The sequence below is a fragment of the uncultured Arthrobacter sp. genome, from assembly GCF_947493765.1.
In the GTDB taxonomy this organism is placed as follows: Bacteria; Actinomycetota; Actinomycetes; order Actinomycetales; family Micrococcaceae; genus Arthrobacter_D.
Genome location: NZ_CANLSZ010000004.1, coordinates 304,930 through 322,783, shown reverse-complemented (window position 1 = coordinate 322,783; position 17,854 = coordinate 304,930). Strand labels below are relative to the sequence as shown.

The 17,854-nt window shown below is 70.7% G+C and carries 15 protein-coding genes and 1 tRNA gene; all 16 read left to right on the top strand.

Features of this window, described 5'->3' with window-relative positions; translation table 11 throughout:
* Positions 1 to 7: 7 nt before the first annotated feature.
* The 16 genes from Q0747_RS08630 (at position 8) to Q0747_RS08555 (ending at position 17,766) form a co-directional block, all read left to right on the top strand.
* Entirely contained in the window at positions 8 to 1,213 is a 1,206-nt protein-coding gene (locus tag Q0747_RS08630) for an amidohydrolase (protein ID WP_298253590.1), read from the top strand.
* Positions 1,214 to 1,433: 220 nt separating this feature from the next.
* Entirely contained in the window at positions 1,434 to 2,540 is a 1,107-nt protein-coding gene (locus tag Q0747_RS08625; RefSeq protein ID WP_298253588.1) for a BMP family protein, read from the top strand.
* A gap of 146 nt (positions 2,541 to 2,686) precedes the next feature.
* Complete coding sequence (locus Q0747_RS08620) at positions 2,687 to 4,231, top strand: ABC transporter ATP-binding protein (protein WP_298253586.1); 1,545 nt, start codon at positions 2,687 to 2,689, stop codon at positions 4,229 to 4,231.
* A 110-nt stretch (positions 4,232 to 4,341) separates the two neighbouring features.
* Positions 4,342 to 5,514 (top strand): ABC transporter permease, encoded by a 1,173-nt coding sequence (locus Q0747_RS08615; RefSeq protein WP_298253774.1) that lies wholly within the window; start codon positions 4,342 to 4,344, stop codon positions 5,512 to 5,514.
* On the top strand, positions 5,511 to 6,797 hold the full coding sequence (locus tag Q0747_RS08610; RefSeq protein ID WP_298253584.1) for an ABC transporter permease: 1,287 nt from the start codon (positions 5,511 to 5,513) through the stop codon (positions 6,795 to 6,797). The genes Q0747_RS08615 and Q0747_RS08610 overlap by 4 nt, the downstream gene beginning before the upstream one ends.
* Before the next feature lie 8 nt (positions 6,798 to 6,805).
* Positions 6,806 to 7,201 (top strand): cytidine deaminase, encoded by a 396-nt coding sequence (locus Q0747_RS08605; RefSeq protein ID WP_298253582.1) that lies wholly within the window; start codon positions 6,806 to 6,808, stop codon positions 7,199 to 7,201.
* Positions 7,202 to 7,340: 139 nt separating this feature from the next.
* On the top strand, positions 7,341 to 8,627 hold the full coding sequence (locus tag Q0747_RS08600; RefSeq protein ID WP_298253580.1) for a thymidine phosphorylase: 1,287 nt from the start codon (positions 7,341 to 7,343) through the stop codon (positions 8,625 to 8,627).
* 16 nt (positions 8,628 to 8,643) lie between these two features.
* Positions 8,644 to 9,822 carry an adenosine deaminase gene (locus tag Q0747_RS08595; protein ID WP_298253578.1) on the top strand — a complete coding sequence of 393 codons (1,179 nt, stop codon included), beginning with the start codon at positions 8,644 to 8,646 and terminating at the stop codon, positions 9,820 to 9,822.
* A 10-nt stretch (positions 9,823 to 9,832) separates the two neighbouring features.
* Positions 9,833 to 10,678 carry a MazG nucleotide pyrophosphohydrolase domain-containing protein gene (locus tag Q0747_RS08590; RefSeq protein WP_298253576.1) on the top strand — a complete coding sequence of 282 codons (846 nt, stop codon included), beginning with the start codon at positions 9,833 to 9,835 and terminating at the stop codon, positions 10,676 to 10,678.
* Between the two features lie 80 nt (positions 10,679 to 10,758).
* Positions 10,759 to 12,039, top strand: a complete 1,281-nt coding sequence (gene eno / locus Q0747_RS08585) for a phosphopyruvate hydratase (protein WP_298253575.1) — start codon at positions 10,759 to 10,761, stop codon at positions 12,037 to 12,039.
* Between the two features lie 88 nt (positions 12,040 to 12,127).
* Positions 12,128 to 12,973 (top strand): septum formation initiator family protein, encoded by an 846-nt coding sequence (locus tag Q0747_RS08580; RefSeq protein ID WP_298253573.1) that lies wholly within the window; start codon positions 12,128 to 12,130, stop codon positions 12,971 to 12,973.
* A gap of 76 nt (positions 12,974 to 13,049) precedes the next feature.
* On the top strand, positions 13,050 to 13,775 hold the full coding sequence (locus tag Q0747_RS08575) for a DUF501 domain-containing protein (RefSeq protein ID WP_298253571.1): 726 nt from the start codon (positions 13,050 to 13,052) through the stop codon (positions 13,773 to 13,775).
* On the top strand, positions 13,772 to 14,719 hold the full coding sequence (locus Q0747_RS08570) for a Ppx/GppA phosphatase family protein (protein WP_298253772.1): 948 nt from the start codon (positions 13,772 to 13,774) through the stop codon (positions 14,717 to 14,719). The genes Q0747_RS08575 and Q0747_RS08570 overlap by 4 nt, the downstream gene beginning before the upstream one ends.
* A gap of 4 nt (positions 14,720 to 14,723) precedes the next feature.
* Positions 14,724 to 16,055 carry a S8 family serine peptidase gene (locus Q0747_RS08565; protein ID WP_298253569.1) on the top strand — a complete coding sequence of 444 codons (1,332 nt, stop codon included), beginning with the start codon at positions 14,724 to 14,726 and terminating at the stop codon, positions 16,053 to 16,055.
* Positions 16,056 to 16,089: 34 nt separating this feature from the next.
* On the top strand, positions 16,090 to 17,493 hold the full coding sequence (locus Q0747_RS08560) for an NAD(P)/FAD-dependent oxidoreductase (protein ID WP_298253567.1): 1,404 nt from the start codon (positions 16,090 to 16,092) through the stop codon (positions 17,491 to 17,493).
* A 200-nt stretch (positions 17,494 to 17,693) separates the two neighbouring features.
* Positions 17,694 to 17,766: transfer RNA gene (locus tag Q0747_RS08555), tRNA-Leu, on the top strand.
* Positions 17,767 to 17,854 lie beyond the last annotated feature (88 nt).

The following is a 17,854-nucleotide window of genomic DNA, read 5'->3' as shown; positions in this document are numbered from 1 at the left end:
TGAGGACGTGGAAACGTACAACGCCCAGAGAGCCTCGACCTCGCGCGTGGGCGTCGCCCTCGAACCCCTGCTCGGCGGACTGACGGAACTCCGGCGCGAGTTCCACCGCCACCCGGAGCTCTCCTTCCGGGAGCAGCTGACCACGGAGCTCATCGTGGCCCGACTCGAGCGGGCTGGCCTGGCCCCGCAGCGGCTCACGGGGACCGGGGTGTTCGTGGACATCGGACGGGGCCCGCTGGCCCTGGGGCTGCGCGCGGACATCGACGCCCTTCCCATTTCCGAGGAGACCGGCCTCGCCTACTCCTCGGAGAACCAGGGCATCGCCCACTCCTGCGGCCACGACATCCACACGACCGTGATGCTCGGCGTCGCCCTCGTGCTCGCCGAACTCGACGCCGCCGACCCGCTGCCGGGTACGGTGCGGATCATCTTCCAGCCCGCGGAGGAGATGATGCCCGGCGGCGCCCTCGACGTGATCTCCCAGGGTGTGCTGGTCGGACTGCCGCGGATCCTGGCCCTGCACTGCGACCCGCGGATCGACGTCGGACTCGTCGGCACCCGGATCGGTGCCATCACCTCGGCCTCGGACACCATCCGCGTGGAACTGAGCGGGCGCGGGGGGCACACCTCGCGGCCGCACCTGACGGAGGACCTGGTCTTCGCGCTCGCCTCGATCGCCGTCAACGTCCCGGCGATCCTGTCCCGCCGGATCGACGTGCGCAGTGCCGTCTCGGTGGTGTGGGGGCAGATCCATGCCGGCTCCGCGCCCAATGCGATCCCCGCCCACGGTTTCATGTCCGGCACGCTGCGCTGCCTGGACGGTGAGGCGTGGGAGTCCGCGGGGGAGATGCTGGACCGGGCGGTGCGGGAGGTGGCGGCCCCCTTCGGCGTGGACGTGAGACTCGAGCACATCCGGGGGGTGCCGCCGGTGGTGAACCAGGAGGCGGAGACCGGCCTCCTGGAGGCCGCCGCGCGGGCCGAGCTCGGTGCGCGGGCCGTGGTCCTGACCCCGCAGTCGATGGGCGGGGAGGACTTCGCCTGGATGACCCAGGAGGTGCCCGGCGCCATGATGCGGCTCGGCACGCGCACACCCGGCGGGGAGACGTTCGATCTGCACCGCGGCGACTACGCGCCCGACGAGCGCTCCATCGAGTGCGGCATCCGCGTCATGGCCGCGGCGGCGCTGCAGGCCGTGGCCGGCAACGGCCGCTGAGGGACGGACGCATAACGAATCCTGAACGATCCGGGGTCCGTCGGTGGCCGTGTCGTGTTCCACGTCACCATAGCCTTAGGATGATCGCATACGTGCTGCATCGACGCTGTCGCGGCGCCACGGTCTCTCAGTGAAAACAGAGCCTCGGATCAATAGCGACCCGTGATGGACACTCACTGGTATTCGTCCCCGTGGCGTACTTCTTTTTCCTGGAGGCATTTTGAAGAACTCACTGCGCAGGTTCTCGCGCGGAACCGGCCTGTCAGCCGCCGTGCTCGGCGCATCGGCCCTCGTCCTGTCCGGCTGCGGTGCGCCGCCCGCGGAGGATTCCTCCGCTGGTTCGAACGACGCGAACGCCGACTACCTCGGCTGCATCGTCTCCGACTCGGGTGGGTTCGACGACCGCTCGTTCAACCAGTCGAGCTACGAGGGCCTGCAGAAGGCCAAGACCGATCTCGGCATCGAGACCAACGAGGCGGAGTCGCAGGCCCAGACCGACTTCGGCCCCAACGTCGACGCGATGGTGCAGGATGGCTGCGACCTGATCGTCACGGTCGGCTTCCTGCTCGCCGACACCACGAAGTCGACCGCCGAGGCGAACACCGAGACCAACTTCGCGATCGTCGACGACAACTCGATCGACCTGCCCAACGTCAAGCCCATCATCTACGACACGGCCCAGGCGGCCTTCCTGGCGGGCTACGCCGCCGCGGCGACGAGCGAGACGGGCAAGGTGGCCACCTTCGGCGGCGTCAACATCCCCACCGTGACCATCTTCATGGACGGCTTCGCCGAGGGCGTCACCTACTTCAATGAGGAGACCGGCGGCGACGTCGAGCTGCTCGGCTGGAACAAGGAGAGCCAGAACGGCACCTTCGTGGGCAACTTCGAGGACGCAGCCGCCGGCAAGACGAACACCCAGAACTTCATCAACGAGGGCGCGGACATCATCATGCCCGTCGCCGGCCCGGTGGGCTCCGGTACGCTGGACGCCGTCATCGAGGCCAACGCCGGCGGCAAGGACGTCAAGGCGGTCTGGGTCGACTCGGACGGCTACGAGACGGCCGGCAAGGGGGAGGAGTTCATCCTCACCTCCGTCATGAAGCTCATGGGCGACGCCGTCGAGGACGTCATCAGCACCGACGTCGACGGCGAGTTCGACAACTCCCCGTACGTGGGCACCCTGGAGAACGGCGGCGTGGCACTGGCCCCGTTCCACGACCAGGAGGCCAACGTCCCGGACGACCTGCAGTCGACGCTCGACGACCTGCAGGAGAAGATCGTCTCCGGCGAGATCACGGTCGGCTCGGACGCCAGCCCGGAGTAGCCCGGCACACAGCACAGAGCCGCCTTCGTCCCGCGGGGTCCTGCAGGGACGAAGGCGGTTCTGCGCCCGCGGTGCGCGCGTGCGAGCACTGCGGCGCGCGCAGTGGCGGAGAACCATCACAGACGACAGAACAGGCTGGCTGAGTTGTGAAACTCGAACTGATCGGCATCACGAAGCGCTTCGGCTCGCTCGTCGCCAACGACCACATCGATCTCGTCGTGGAGCCGGGGCAGGTCCACAGTCTCCTCGGGGAGAACGGGGCGGGGAAGTCCACCCTCATGAACGTGCTCTACGGTCTGTACGACCCGACCGAGGGCGAGATCCGCGTCGATGACGAGCCCGTGGTCTTCAAGGGCCCGGCGGACGCCATGGCGGCGGGTATCGGCATGGTGCACCAGCACTTCATGCTCGTGCCGGTCTTCACCGTCGCGGAGAACGTGGCCCTCGGGAACGAGACCACCAAGGCCGGAGGCCTGCTGAACCTCTCGCGGACGCGGGAGCGCATCCGGGAGATCTCCGACCAGTACGGGTTCGACGTGGACCCCGACGCGGTCGTGGAGGATCTGCCCGTGGGCGTGCAGCAGCGCGTCGAGATCATCAAGGCGCTGGTGCGCGACGCCGAGGTGCTGATCCTGGACGAACCGACGGCCGTGCTGACCCCCAGGGAGACCGACGAGCTCCTCGGCATCATGGGACAGCTGACGGCCGACGGGAAGTCGATCGTCTTCATCTCCCACAAGCTGCGCGAGGTCAAGGCCGTCTCCGACGTCATCACCGTGATCCGTCGCGGCAAGGTGGTGGGGACCGCGGAGCCCAGCGCCTCCACCACGGAACTCGCCTCCCTCATGGTGGGGCGCTCCGTGAGCCTGACCCTCGACAAGGCGCCGGCCACCCCCGGGGAGGCGAGCTTCCGCGTCCATGAGCTGGTGGTCCAGGCAGCGAACGGCCAGCGCGTGGTGGACGGGCTCAGCTTCGAGGTGTCGCGAGGCGAGATCCTCGCCGTCGCCGGCGTCCAGGGCAACGGGCAGACGGAGCTCACCGAGGCGATCCTCGGCCTGCAGGACCACGTGAGCGGGTCGATCACCCTGGACGGTGTGGAGCTCGTGGGCCGCAGCGTCAAGGACATCATCCGCGCCGGTGTCGGCTTCGTGCCCGAGGACCGCAGCGTCGAGGGTCTCGTGGGCAGCTTCACGGTCGCGGAGAACCTCGTGCTGAACCGGTACGACGACGCCGCGTTCGCCCGGGGACTGTCCATGTCCCCGGCAGCGATCAGGACGAACGCCGAGGAGAAGATCGAGGAGTTCGACATCCGCACGCAGTCGGCGTCGTCCGCCGCCGGCACGCTCTCGGGCGGCAACCAGCAGAAGGTCGTCATGGCACGGGAACTCTCGCGCCCCCTCAAGCTGTTCATCGCCTCGCAGCCCACCCGCGGCGTGGACGTGGGGTCCATCGAGTTCCTGCACCGGCGCATCGTCGCGGAGCGGGACGGCGGAACCCCCGTCATCATCGTCTCCACGGAGCTCGACGAGGTCCTGGAGCTCGCCGATCGCATCGCCGTGCTCTACCGCGGACGCTTCATGGGGATCGTGCCCGGCACGGTCTCGCGCGACGTCCTCGGCCTCATGATGGCCGGCATGCCCGCCGACGAGGCACTCGCCCAGGCCGACGACATTGAAGGAGGAGACCTGTGAGCCCGCAGGAGGAGAACCAGGTGCCCCCGGGTCCCGAAGCTTCGACAGCGCCCACCGCCACGACCGGACCGGAGGCCCCTACTTCCGAGCAGACCCTCCTGCAGCGCATCATGACCGGGAACGCGCTCGTCGCCTTCCTGTCCGTGGTGCTGTCCCTGATCCTCGGCGGCCTGCTGATCGCGGTGACCGATCCCGCCGTCGGACGCGCGTCGTCCTACTTCTTCACCCGCCCCCAGGATACCCTGGGGGCCGCCTGGTCGGCGGCGTCCAACGCGTACATCGCGCTGTTCCAGGGGTCTGTCATCAATGTCAGGGGCACGACTTTCACGAGCGTGATCTATCCCCTCACCCAGACCCTCACCGTGGCGACCCCGCTGATCTGCGCGGGCCTGGGTGTGGCCCTGGCGTTCCGGGCCGGCCTGTTCAACATCGGCGCGCAGGGCCAGATCCTCATCGGAGCCACGTTCGCCGCCTGGGTGGGCTTCACCCTGCACCTCCCCGCCGGGCTCCACCTGCTGCTCGTCGTGCTCGCGGGCATGGTCGGAGGGGCCGTCTGGGCAGGACTCGTAGGCCTCCTCAAGGCCCGGACCGGTGCCCACGAGGTCATCCTGACCATCATGTTCAACTACATCGCCACGAACCTCGTGCTGTACTTCCTGAGCACCCCGGCCTTCCAGCGCCCCGGCTCCACGAACCCGATCAGTCCGCAGCTGGACGACACCGCCGTCTACCCGCTGCTCCTCGGGCCGGCGTTCCGCCTGCACTGGGGTTTCGTGGTCGCCGTGGTGGCCACCGTCTTCGTGTGGTGGCTGCTGAACCGCTCCACGGTCGGCTTCGAGCTCCGGGCCGTCGGCGCCAACCCCAGCGCGGCGCGCACCGCGGGCATCAGCGTCAGCAAGGGCTACATCCTCGCGATGGCGATCGCGGGAGCACTCGCGGGACTGGCCGGCGTGGCGCAGGTGTCCGGGACGGAGCAGGTCCTGACCTCCGGGGTCGCCGCGAGCTTCGGCTTCGACGCGATCACCGTCGCGCTCCTCGGGCGTTCCTCGCCCTGGGGAACCTTCGCGGCGGGCATCCTGTTCGGGGCCTTCCGCGCCGGTGGCGTCACCATGCAGGCCTCCACCGGGACGAGCATCGACATCGTCCTGGTGGTGCAGTCGCTGATCGTCCTGTTCATCGCGGCACCGCCGCTCGTCCGCGCGCTGTTCCGCCTCCCGGTACCCGGTGCCGCGGGCAGGGGCAGCACCCCCCGCACGCCAGTCTCGACCGGAGCAGCAGCATGAGCACAGCAACCACCACCGCCACAGCGACGGGCGCCGGCACCTCTGGGGTGCGCAGCTGGAAGAACCCGATCATCCTCTCCGTGGTCGCCCTGTTCTGCCTCGTCGTCTTCGCGCTCGGTGCGCCGGGCAACAGCGTGACCTTCAGGCTCTCGGAGGCGGACGACGCGATCGTCCTCCCTGCGATCGTGGTCTCCGCACCGATCATCGGGTGGGTCTGCACGCTCGTCATGCTCGCCCTCGCCGTCCTGGCCGTCGGACGCACCAGGGCCGGGGTCAGGACGCCCACCTGGGTGCCGGCGGTCTTCGCGGTCCTCTTCTTCATCGCGTTCCTGACGTGGGTGGTGGGCAGCGCGCGCACGCCGAACGTGGCCCTCTACGGGCTCCTCGCGGGCTCCGTGACCCTGGCGGTGCCGCTGATCTTCGGCTCGCTCTCGGGCGTGCTCTGCGAGCGCTCCGGCGTCGTCAACATCGCGATCGAGGGCCAGCTGTTGTTCGGTGCGTTCGCGGCCGCGGTCGCGGCCTCGCTCTCGGGCAGCGCCGTCGTCGGACTCGTCGCCGCGGCCGCGGCGGGTGTGCTCGTCTCGCTCGTCCTGGCCGTCTTCAGCATCCGGTACGTGGTGAACCAGGTGATCGTCGGCGTCGTGCTGAACGTGCTGGTCTCGGGGCTCACCGGCTTCCTCTTCTCGGCCGTGCTCAGTGAGGATTCGCAGCGGTGGAACTCGCCGCCGCGCCTGCCGGTGATCAGGATCCCCTTCCTCGCGGACATCCCGATCATCGGTCCCATCCTCTTCGAGCAGACCGTCGTGGGCTACCTCATGTACGTCGCCGTCGCGGTGGTCTACGTGGCCCTCTACCACTCGCGGTGGGGGCTCCGCACCCGCGCGGTGGGCGAGCACCCGAAGGCAGCCGACACGCTCGGCGTCAACGTGAACCGGCGGCGCTTCATGAACGTGCTCCTCGCCGGCGTGGTCGCGGGTGTGGGCGGCTCCTTCTTCACGCTCGTGGCCGTCTCCGGCTTCGGCAAGGACATGACGGCGGGCCAGGGCTACATCGCCCTCGCGGCGCTCATCTTCGGCCGGTGGAACCCGATCGGCGCGTTCTTCGCGGCGCTGCTCTTCGGCTTCGCCACCAATCTGTCCAACGTGCTGAGCCTTCTCGGTACTCCCGTGCCCGACCAGTTCCTGCGCATGCTGCCCTACGTGGTGACCGTCTTCGCGGTCGCCGGGCTGGTGGGACGCTCACGGGCACCGGGGGCCAGCGGCATCCCGTACATCAAGGGCTAGGAGCTGGAATGACGGAGCAGGACATCCCCTGGGACCGCCTCGCCGCGACCGCACGGGACGCGATGGCCAACGCGTACGTGCCCTACTCGAAGTTCCCCGTGGGAGCGGCGGCACTGCTCGAGGACGGCCGGATCGTCTCCGGCTGCAACGTGGAGAACGCCTCCTACGGGCTCACCCTCTGCGCCGAGTGCGCCCTCGTCAGCGCGCTCGCGATGAGCGGCGGCGGACGCATCAGGGCGTTCAGCTGCGTGGACGGCGAGGGCAACACCCTCATGCCGTGCGGGCGCTGCCGCCAGCTCCTGTACGAGTTCAGGGCGCCGGACATGGTGCTCATGACCGTCAGCGGGGTGCGCACCATGGACGAGGTGCTCCCGGACGCCTTCGGTCCGCAGCATCTCGGCTGAGCCGCGCCTGCCGCACCACAGGCGACCACCCCGCCCGCCCCACCGGGTGCACCACCGGCCGCACCACCGGCCACCATTTTCCATTCTTTCGACCTCCGGCTCCCCGCGGGGAACCGACCCACCAAGCCAAGGACCTCCCATGACTGAAGCCTTCGACGCCGTCGACATCATCCGTACCAAGCGCGATCGCGGGACTCTCTCGCCGGAGCAGATCGACTGGACCATCGACGCCTACACGCGCGGCGAGATCGCGGACGAGCAGATGGCCGCCCTGAACATGGCGATCCTGCTCAACGGGATGGACCGCGCGGAGATCTCCCGCTGGACGGCCGCCATGATCGCCTCCGGGGAGCGCATGGACTTCTCCTCCCTGGACCGCCCCACGAGCGACAAGCACTCCACCGGTGGCGTCGGTGACAAGATCACCCTGCCGCTGGCACCGCTCGTGGCCGTGTTCGGCGTCGCCGTGCCGCAGCTCTCGGGCCGCGGCCTCGGCCACACGGGCGGCACGCTGGACAAGCTGGAGTCCATCCCGGGCTGGCAGGCGCACCTGAGCAACGAGGACATGCTGCGCCAGCTCGCCGAGGTGGGCGCCGTCATCTGCGCCGCCGGGACCGGCCTGGCACCGGCCGACAAGAAGCTCTACGCGCTGCGCGACGTCACGGGCACGGTGGAGGCCATCCCGCTGATCGCCTCCTCGATCATGAGCAAGAAGATCGCCGAGGGGACCGGTTCGCTCGTCCTCGACGTCAAGGTGGGCAGCGGCGCGTTCATGAAGGACGTGGACCAGGCGCGCGAGCTCGCGGAGACCATGGTGGCCCTCGGGAAGGACGCCGGTGTCAACACCGTGGCGCTGCTGACCGGCATGAGCACCCCGCTCGGTCTCACCGCGGGGAACGCCATCGAGGTGGAGGAGTCCGTCGAGGTCCTCGCCGGCGGCGGCCCGGCCGACGTCGTCGAGCTCACGGTGCGCCTCGCCGAGGAGATGCTCACCGCCGCCGGCGTGCGTGACGCCGACCCCGCGGCAGCCCTGCGAGACGGCCGCGCCATGGACGTGTGGAACGCGATGATCGAGGCACAGGGCGGTGACCCGCGTGCGGCACTGCCGGTGGCGCGGGAGTCCGAGGTGATCCTGGCACCCGCCGACGGCGTCCTCGTGGAGCTCGACGCCCTCGCCGTGGGTGTGGCCGCCTGGCGGCTGGGCGCAGGGCGGGCCCGCAAGGAGGACCGGGTGCAGGCCGGGGCCGGTGTGCGGATGCACGCGAAGCCCGGGGCCCGTGTCCGTGCCGGTGAGCCGCTCATGACGCTGCTGACCGACACCCCGGAGAAGTTCGACCGCGCGCGGGAGGCCCTCGCGGACGCCGTCGTGATCGCCCCCGAGACCTCGCGGCCGGCGCAGCAGCTCATCATCGACCGCATCGAGTAGGCGTAGGGTGGGCAGGGTGACCCAGACCCAGCACGAGGCCGCTTCCGGCGCCGCCATCGACATCCGCACCCTGCCCAAGATCTCGCTCCACGACCACCTCGATGGCGGGCTGAGACCGGCCACCATCCTGGAGCTCGCCGCCGCGATCGGCCACGACCTCCCGGCCGGCGACGCCGAGGCGCTCGGCGCCTGGTTCCGGGAATCCGCGGACTCCGGCTCCCTCGAGCGCTACCTCGAGACCTTCGACCACACGATCGCCGTCATGCAGACCCGCGAGGGGCTCATCCGGGTGGCCCGGGAGTTCGTCGAGGACCTCGCACTCGATGGCGTCGTGTACGGCGAGGTGCGCTGGGCACCCGAGCAGCACACGGCGCAGGGCCTCTCGCTGGACGAGGCCGTCGAGGCCGTCCAGGAGGGCCTCGACGCGGGTGCCGCGGCGGCGATCGCCGCCGGGCGCATCATCCAGGTGGGCCAGCTCATCACGGCCATGCGCCACGCCGACCGGGGCCAGGAGATCGCCGAGCTCGCCGTCCGGCACCGCGATCGGGGCGCCGTCGGCTTCGACATCGCCGGAGCGGAGAACGGCTTCCTCCCCTCCCGCTTCGCCGACGCCTTCACCTTCCTCGCCTCCGAGCAGTTCCCCGTCACCGTCCACGCGGGCGAGGCCGCGGGCCTGGAGAGCATCCAGGACGCACTCGTCGCCGGGCGGGCCCTGCGGCTCGGCCACGGCGTGCGGATCGCCGAGGACATCCGGATCGAGGAGTCCACGGACGAGGAACAGACCGACGGCCAGGAAGTGGGGATCGCCGAACTCGGGCGCCTGGCGTCCTGGGTCCGCGACCGCGGCATCCCGCTCGAGCTGTGCCCGTCGTCGAACCTGCAGACCGGGGCCATCGAGGCCTTCGGCTCGAGCATCGACGCACACCCGTTCGACCTGCTCTACCAGCTCGGCTTCAAGGTCACGGTGAACACCGACAACCGCCTGATGAGCGGGGTGACGCTGACCGGGGAGTTCGAGCTGCTCGTCGACACGTTCGACTACGATCTCGGCGACCTGCTCGAGCTCACGCTCAACGCGGTCGACGCCGCGTTCCTCCCGCTCGAGGACCGTGAGGCCCTGGCAGCGCACATCGCGTCCGGCTTCGACGCCGCGGCGGCCGGCGCGTCGGGCGGAGCGCCCGACGCCGGGTCCTGACGGGGGAGCGGTGACGGGCTCCGGGGACGCGCGGGCCGACAGGACGCAGGGAGCCCGTGCGGGGGCGGCGGTGGAGCGGCTCACGGAGGTGATCTGGTTGCTGCGCGAGCACTGCCCGTGGACGGCGGCCCTCGACCATGCGGCGCTGCTCGAGTACCTCGTGGAGGAGACCTACGAGCTCTACGAGGCCGCCGACGACGTCGAGCGCTCGCGGGACGGGACCGGACCGCGCGGGCACCTCCTCGACGAGTTGCGCGGGGAGTTGGGCGACGTCCTGTTCCAGGTGGTGCTGCACGCGCAGCTCCAGGCCGAGCAGGGCACCTTCGGCCTCCCGGAGGTGGTGGAGACCCTGACCGCGAAGCTGGTCCGTCGGAACCCCCACGTGTTCTCCCCGGACGGCCGCCTGCGGGAGGCGTTCCCGGCGTCGGTGGAGCAGATCGTCACCACATGGCAGGACGTCAAGCAGCAGGAGCGCCCACAGCGCACCTCGCCCTTCGACGGCATCCCGCACCAGCTGCCCGCCCTGGCCCTCGCCGCCAAGACGCTCCGGCGTGCCGGGGAGGCCACCGGGCCCGGGAGCTCCGGGACCGCCGGGACTGCCGAGGAGACGGTGGGCAGTGAGCTGCTCGCGGTCATCCGCGGTGCGGTGGCCGCGGGAGTTGACCCCGAGCGTGCCCTGCGCCGGGCGGTCCTGGACTACCAGCGCGACCACGAGCGGTCCGGTGCTCCTGCAGATCGGGCGGAGGCAGCGGATCCTGCAGATCCGAGGAAGCCGGCGGATCCTCTAAATCCGAGGGAGCCGGCGGATCCGGATGCGGCCGCCCGTTCCGCAGCGACGCGGACCGGTGTGAACTAGGCTGGAATCTCCACCTCCGCCGCCCTGTGACAGCTGGCACCACCAGATGTGCACACCCGTCCCCGACAAGGAGCACTTCCATGGCCATCATCGACGCCATCCACGCGAGGGAAATCCTCGACTCCCGAGGCAACCCGACCGTCGAGGTCGAAGTACTGCTCGACGACGACACCTTCGGCCGCGCGGCCGTTCCCTCCGGCGCGTCTACCGGCAGGTTCGAGGCCAACGAGCGCCGCGACGGGGAGAAGAGCCGCTATCTCGGCAAGGGCGTCCTGCAGGCCGTCGAAGCCGTCATCGAGCAGATCCAGCCGGCCCTCCTCGGTTTCGACGCGGCCGACCAGCGCGCCATCGACCAGGCGATGATCGACCTCGACGGGTCCGAGAACAAGTCCACCCTCGGCGCCAATGCCATGCTGGGCGTGTCGCTGGCGATCGCCCGCGCTGCCGCGGAGTCGTCGGCGCTGCCGCTCTACCGCTACCTCGGCGGTCCGAACGCGCACGTCCTGCCGGTACCCCTGATGAACATCCTCAACGGTGGCTCGCACGCGGACTCCGACGTCGACATCCAGGAATTCATGATCGTGCCCCTCGGCGCGCAGACCTACTCGGAGGGGCTGCGCTGGGGCGTGGAGGTCTACCACGAGCTCAAGGCGGTGCTGAAGGAGAAGGGCCTGGCCACGGGACTGGGGGACGAGGGCGGCTTCGCCCCCAATCTGCCCTCCAACCGCGAGGCCCTGGATCTCATCACGTCCGCCATCGAACGTGCCGGCTACACCCCCGGCAAGGACATCGCGTTCGCCCTCGACGTCGCGGCCTCCGAGTTCTTCGAGAACGGCACCTACCAGTTCGAGGGTAGGTCCCTCACCACCGAGCAGATGAGTGCCTACTACGAGGAGCTCGTCCGAGACTACCCCCTGGTCTCCATCGAGGACCCCCTCGACGAGGACGACTGGGAGGGCTGGAAGCTCCTCACGGACGCGATCGGCGAAAGGGTGCAGATCGTCGGCGACGATCTCTTCGTCACCAATCCGACCCGCCTCTCGAGGGGCATCTCGAGCGGGACCGCGAACTCGCTGCTCGTGAAGGTGAACCAGATCGGCACCCTGACGGAGACGCTCGACGCCATTTCCCTCGCGCAGCGCGCCGGCTACACGACGATCACCTCGCACCGGTCCGGCGAGACCGAGGACACCACCATCGCCGACATCTGCGTGGCGACCAATGCGGGCCAGATCAAGACCGGAGCGCCCGCCCGCAGCGAACGCGTCGCGAAGTATAACCAGCTGCTGCGCATCGAGGAGGAGCTCGACGACGCCGCCCGCTACGCAGGTCGGGGCGCCTTCCCGCGTTTCACGGCCTAGGGTTCGGCGGGCGCCCCGCCGTCCGGATACCCTCGGTGGACGGGCTCCGGACGGCGCCCGTCGCGACGCATCATCGACGAGGAGCTTCATGACTGCACGGCGCCCCAACGTGCCGCGGGCTGGACGGCCGTCGCCGGCAGGCGGTCGGCCGGCACACGGGCCCGGCCAGCCCCCCGGTGCCGACCCGGCAGCCGACGGAGCGCGCCGGCCCGCGCCCCGGTCACCCGACCAGGGCCCCCGCGCCTCCACCCCGGGGCGTGGCGCCGGCCCCTCGGCGACGAAGAACAAGCACGCCCCGTCACCGCGCAAACCCTCCACGCAGCGCTCGCCCGGCCCCTCGGCCACCAAGGGCCCCCGCGCCGGCGGGTGGAGCCCGGCCCCCGGGCACGCGGCGGGCGGGACGCCCGATGAAGCGACTCCGCGCGGCCCACGCCAGGGCTCCGCCCCGGAGGAGCGGGCGGCGGAACGGGCCCAGCTGGCAGGAGGCATCCGCCGCGGCAGGCTGGGCTCCCGTCGGGTGGAATCGCCCATCCAGCCGGCGGAGGAGGCGACCCCCATCCCGGCGAAGGCCTTCTCCGGCCGGCTGCTCGCCCTCGCCGTCGTCCTGGTCGCCGTCATCGTCCTCCTCGCTCCGTCCGTCAGCCGCTACGTCCAGCAGCAGGCGGAGGTGGACGCACTCCGGGCCGATATCGCCGTCCAGGAGCAGGCACAGGAGGAGCACCGGTCCGAGCTGGCCCGGTGGGACGATCCGGCGTTCGTCAAGCAGCAGGCGAGGGAGCGCATCTTCCTCGTTATGCCGGGTGAGACCCGCTATCTCGTCAAGGGTGGTGCGGGGATCGAGGACGGCACCGGTGAGGGGTCGGCGGCCGAACCCGCCGAGCTGCCCTGGGCCGACTCCCTGTGGGACTCCATCACGCGCGCGGCGACGGACTGACCCGATCGACCGGCGGAGGCCCGGACGCACGCACCGCCGCTCCAGTACTCCGAGCAGCCGCCAAGGAAGGCATCGAATGACCGCCCGACATCTGCACGACGAACCGCACGACGAACCGCAGGACGCGCGTCCCGAGGACGGGACGGGCATCCGGGGGGAGGACCTCGACGTGCTCAGCCGTCAGCTCGGCCGTCCCGTCCGCGACGTCGTCGGGATCGGCGCCCGATGCGTCTGCGGCAACCCGCTCGTCGCCGTCACGGCCCCGCGCCTGTCGAACGGGATCCCCTTCCCCACCACCTACTACCTCAGCCACCCGGTGATCGGCGCCGCGGTCTCCCGCCTCGAGGCGGACGGCGTCATGACCGCCATGAGTGCCCGCCTGGGCGAGGACGACGAGCTCGCCCGGGGGCACCGGCGGGCCCACGAGGCGTACCTCGCGGCGCGGGCCGCCGTCGGGGAGCGGGCCGGCACGGGACCGGTGCCGGAGATCGACGGCGTGTCCGCCGGGGGCATGCCCACCCGGGTCAAGTGCCTGCACGTGCTCGTGGGCCACGCCCTGTCCGCGGGCCCCGGGGTGAATCCGCTCGGGGACGAGGCGATCGCGGGGATCGCGCCCTGGTGGACGGCCGAGCGGTGCTCCTGCGACGGCGCGTGGGACACCGCGGGCTGTGCGCCCGCGGCCGATCTCAGCCGGCACACCCGCACGCAGGGACTGAGCGCGGAGGAGCTGGAGGCGAAGCGTGCGGCCCGCCGGCGCGGCGCAGCCGGGCCCGACGGCGGGTCCGACGAGAAGGAGTACTGATGCGCACAGCGGCCATCGACTGCGGGACCAATTCCATCCGCCTGCTGATCGCCGACATCGAGGACGGTGTCCTGAGCGACGTCGTGCGCCTCATGCGCGTGGTCCGGCTCGGCGAGGGAGTGGATGCGACCGGACGGCTCTCGGACGCGGCGCTGCAGCGCACGTTCGCCGCCGCGGAGGAGTACGCGGGTCTGCTCAGGGAGCACGGGGACCCGGTCCTGCGCTTCGTGGCGACCTCGGCGACGCGCGACGCGCAGAACCGGCAGGACTTCGTCGACGGGATCCGGGAGCGCCTCGGCGTGGAACCCGAGGTCATCAGCGGTGACGAGGAGGCCCGCCTGTCCTTCGAGGGTGCCTCCAGCGTCCTGGCGACCACCGGGGAGGAGACGGTCCTGGTGATCGACCTCGGCGGTGGCAGCACGGAGTTCGTCGCCGGGACGGGTGGGGGCCTGCTCGCTTCCCGGAGCACCGACATGGGCTGCGTGCGCTTCACCGAACGGTTCCTGAGGAGCGATCCACCCGTCGACGACGAGATCGGTGCCATGCGGGCCGAGGTGGGCCGTCTCGTGGACGAAGCGGCTGCCGAGGTGCCCCTCGACCGGGTCACGAGGATCATCGGCGTGGCGGGGAGCGTCACGACGGTGACCGCCCACGCGCTCGGGCTGCCGGCATACCAGCCGGAACGGATCCACGGCGCCGAACTGACGCTCGAGGAGATCACCGCGGCGTCGACCGATCTGCTGCACCTCCCGCGCGCCGAGCGCGCCGCCCTGCCGTACATGCACCCCGGACGTGTCGACGTGATCGGAGCGGGCGCGCTCATCTGGTCCTCGGTCCTGGAGCGCGTCGGGACCGCGACGGAGGGCCGCGTCCGCTCCGCCGTCACGAGTGAGCACGACATCCTCGACGGCCTGGCGCTGAGCATCGTGGTTAGGGACGCGTGAGCTGATGCGCCGATCGGAGTCGCTGGTCCTGCGGGGCGGCATCGCGCTCGCGGGATGCCTGGCCCTCGTCCTCCCGGGAGCGGTGCCCGCGGCGGCCGACGACATCCGCTTCGACGAGTACTGGCTCGAGGAGTACGGGGTCACCGAGGCCTGGGCCGATTCGCAGGGCGAAGGTGTCACGGTTGCGGTGATCGACAGCGGCGTCGACGGCAGCCACCCCGATCTGCAGGGCGCGGTGGTCGACGGTACCGACGTGTCGGGAGCGGGAGGCGCCACGGGCCAGCTCGGGATCGGTGAGGTGCCGAGCCACGGCACCCTCGTGAGCACGCTCCTGGCCGGTCGCGGGCACGGCGGCGGGCCGGGGACCGCCGACGGCTTCGGGCACGGGCCGGACGGCATCGTGGGGGTGGCGCCGAAGGCGGAGCTGCTCGCCGTCTCCATCTGGGTCGACGGCCCGTCCGGCGGCCCCAATCCAGCCGGCATCCCCGTGGAGGACCAGGTGCCCGAGGCCGTGACCTGGGCCGTGGACCACGGGGCCGACGTCATCAACATGTCACTCGGCAGCACCGACCCGGTGTGGCCGGCGAGCTGGGACGACGCCTTCCTCCACGCCGAGGAGAACGACGTCGTGATCGTCGCCGCCGCGGGCAACCGGGCCGGGGGGCTGATGCAGGTGGGCGCGCCCGCCACGATCCCGGGCGTCCTCGCCGTCGCCGGGCTCGACCGTGCCGGGAGCGCGAGCTCCGAGGCGTCCTCGGAGGGCATCAGCGTCGGTGTCGCCGCGCCCTCGGAGGACCTCATCGGGGGAATGCCGGGCGGCCTCTACGCGGACTGGTCGGGGACGAGCGGCTCCGCGCCCCTGGTGGCCGGCGTCGCGGCCCTCATCCGCGCCGAACATCCGGAACTCTCCGCCGCGGAGGTGGTCAACCGGATCGTGGACACCGCGAGGGACGCCGGCCCGCCGGGTTTCGACACCCTCTACGGCTACGGTGTGCTGGATGCCGCCGCGGCGGTCGGCGAGGACATCACGGTGCCCGCGGAGAACCGGCTGGGCAGCATGGCCGAATGGATCCACCTCTACCGGAGGGCGGAGCCGTCCGGTCCGGCTGCCGCCCCGGAGCGCTCGGAGCAGCAACCGGACCGGACGGAAGCACCCCGGCCCACGGTGCCGGCCGCCGTCGACCCGGAGCCGACGCCGGACCCGCTGCCCGGCGTCATCGTGCTCGGAGCCGGCGGACTACTGCTCACGGTGCTGCTGGGCGGGACGCTGCACGTGCAGCGCGTGCGTCGCCGGACGGCTCGCGCCGGCACGCCGCCACCGCCCCCGCCGACTTAGTGAAGATTTTCACAAAGTCCGGTAGCATCGGGGCATGGCAACGACACAACATTTCTCCGATCGTCCGCGCGTTCTCGTCGTCGGTGGCGGGTACGCCGGCCTGTACGTGGCGCACAGGCTGCAGAAGAAGATCAGGGACCACGGGGGGATCGTCACCCTCGTCGACCCGGTCCCTTACATGACGTACCAGCCCTTCCTCCCCGAGGTGGCAGCGGGCAGCATCGAGCCGCGCCACGCGATCGTCTCGCACCGCAGGCACCTGCGGAAGACGGAACTGATCAGCGGACGGGTGACACAGGTCGACCACGCCGGACGGACGGCCACGATCGAGCCCGTGGACGGGGGCGCTGCCTTCGACCTCGCGTACACCGAGATCGTCATGACGGCCGGCTCCATCACCCGCACCTTCCCGATCGACGGCCTCAAGGACGAGGGCATCGGCATGAAGTCGATCGAGGAAGCGGTCGCCGTCCGTGACGGGATGCTCGAGCGCATCGAGACCGCGTCGGCCATGGAGAAGGGCCCCGAGCGGGACCGCGCCCTCACCTTCGTGCTCGTCGGTGGCGGCTACGCCGGCATCGAGACCATCACGGAGCTCGAGGACGCCGCACGCGACGCCGTCGCGTCCAACCCGCGGCTGACCCGCTCCGATCTGCGCTTCGTCGTCGTCGAGGCCATGGGTCGGATCATGCCCGAGCTCACGGAGGACCAGGCCAAGTGGGTGGAGAAGCACCTCGCCGACCGCGACATCGAACTGCTGCTCAACACCTCCCTGGACAGCGCCGCCGGCGGCAGGGTGAAGCTCATCAACATGCCGGACAAGACGCCGGCCGACGAGTTCGAGACCGACACGCTCATCTGGACCGCCGGTGTGCAGGCCAACCCGGTGAACCGCTCCACCGACTTCCCCGTGGACGATCGCGGACGGCTCCGCGCCACCGCCGAACTGCAGATCGCGGGCGACGACGGACCCGTCGGTCACGCCTGGACCGCCGGCGACGTTGCGGCCGTCCCTGATCTCACGGGTGGGGGAGTGGGCGGGTTCTGTGTCCCCAACGCCCAGCACGCCGTCCGCCAGGCCAAGCTGCTCGCCTCGAACGTCCTCGCCGCAGCCTTCGGTGAGGGCGAGGTCAAGGAGTACCGGCACAACAACCTCGGTGCCGTGGCCGGTCTGGGTCAGTACAAGGGCGTGGCGAACATCATGGGCTTCGGCCTGAAGGGCCTGCCCGCCTGGCTCGCGCACCGCGGCTACCACGGTCTCGCCATGCCGATGTACGAGCGCAAGGCGCGCGTGTTCTCCGACTGGATCATGGGTCTGGTGTTCGGGCGTGACCTGGTGCCGCTGACCTACCTGCAGGAGCCCACCCGCCAGTTCCGCGAGGCCGCGACGCCTCCGGCCAAGAAGGCGACGGCCGGCGCAGGCAAGGCGTCCTCCTGATACAGAGTCGGAGGCACCGGACGTCCTGACACCGGACCTCCTGATACCGGACCTCCGGACAGCACCGGTATGTGAAGCATGTCGACGACGGCGGTCCCGCGGGGCCGCCGTCGTTCGTCGTCTGTGGTTCCGGGACGGACGCCCGCCGCAGAGCGCCCGCCGTGCTGTTCCGGGCCGCGATAGGCTGGCCCGATGGTCCGGCCCCAGTAGCCCAATGGCAGAGGCAGCAGACTTAAAATCTGTTCAGTCAGGGTTCGAGTCCCTGCTGGGGCACGTGGCCGGCCGACCTCCCATGGCAACACCTGTCAAGAGTGGGATCCTGTCGGTGTGACGAGCGTTACAAGGATGTAACCGGATGCCC

Excerpts from the sequence above, each read along its gene's own strand:
- Q0747_RS08580 (WP_298253573.1), top strand. The coding sequence starts at position 12,128 with ATGACTGCACGGCGCCCCAACGTGCCGCGGGCTGGACGGCCGTCGCCG.
- Q0747_RS08615 (WP_298253774.1), top strand. The coding sequence starts at position 4,342 with ATGACCGGGAACGCGCTCGTCGCCTTCCTGTCCGTGGTGCTGTCCCTG.
- Q0747_RS08600 (WP_298253580.1), top strand. The coding sequence starts at position 7,341 with ATGACTGAAGCCTTCGACGCCGTCGACATCATCCGTACCAAGCGCGAT.
- Q0747_RS08610 (WP_298253584.1), top strand. The coding sequence starts at position 5,511 with ATGAGCACAGCAACCACCACCGCCACAGCGACGGGCGCCGGCACCTCT.
- Q0747_RS08565 (WP_298253569.1), top strand. The coding sequence starts at position 14,724 with ATGCGCCGATCGGAGTCGCTGGTCCTGCGGGGCGGCATCGCGCTCGCG.
- Q0747_RS08605 (WP_298253582.1), top strand. The coding sequence starts at position 6,806 with ATGACGGAGCAGGACATCCCCTGGGACCGCCTCGCCGCGACCGCACGG.
- Q0747_RS08560 (WP_298253567.1), top strand. The coding sequence starts at position 16,090 with ATGGCAACGACACAACATTTCTCCGATCGTCCGCGCGTTCTCGTCGTC.
- Q0747_RS08575 (WP_298253571.1), top strand. The coding sequence starts at position 13,050 with ATGACCGCCCGACATCTGCACGACGAACCGCACGACGAACCGCAGGAC.
- eno (WP_298253575.1), top strand. The coding sequence starts at position 10,759 with ATGGCCATCATCGACGCCATCCACGCGAGGGAAATCCTCGACTCCCGA.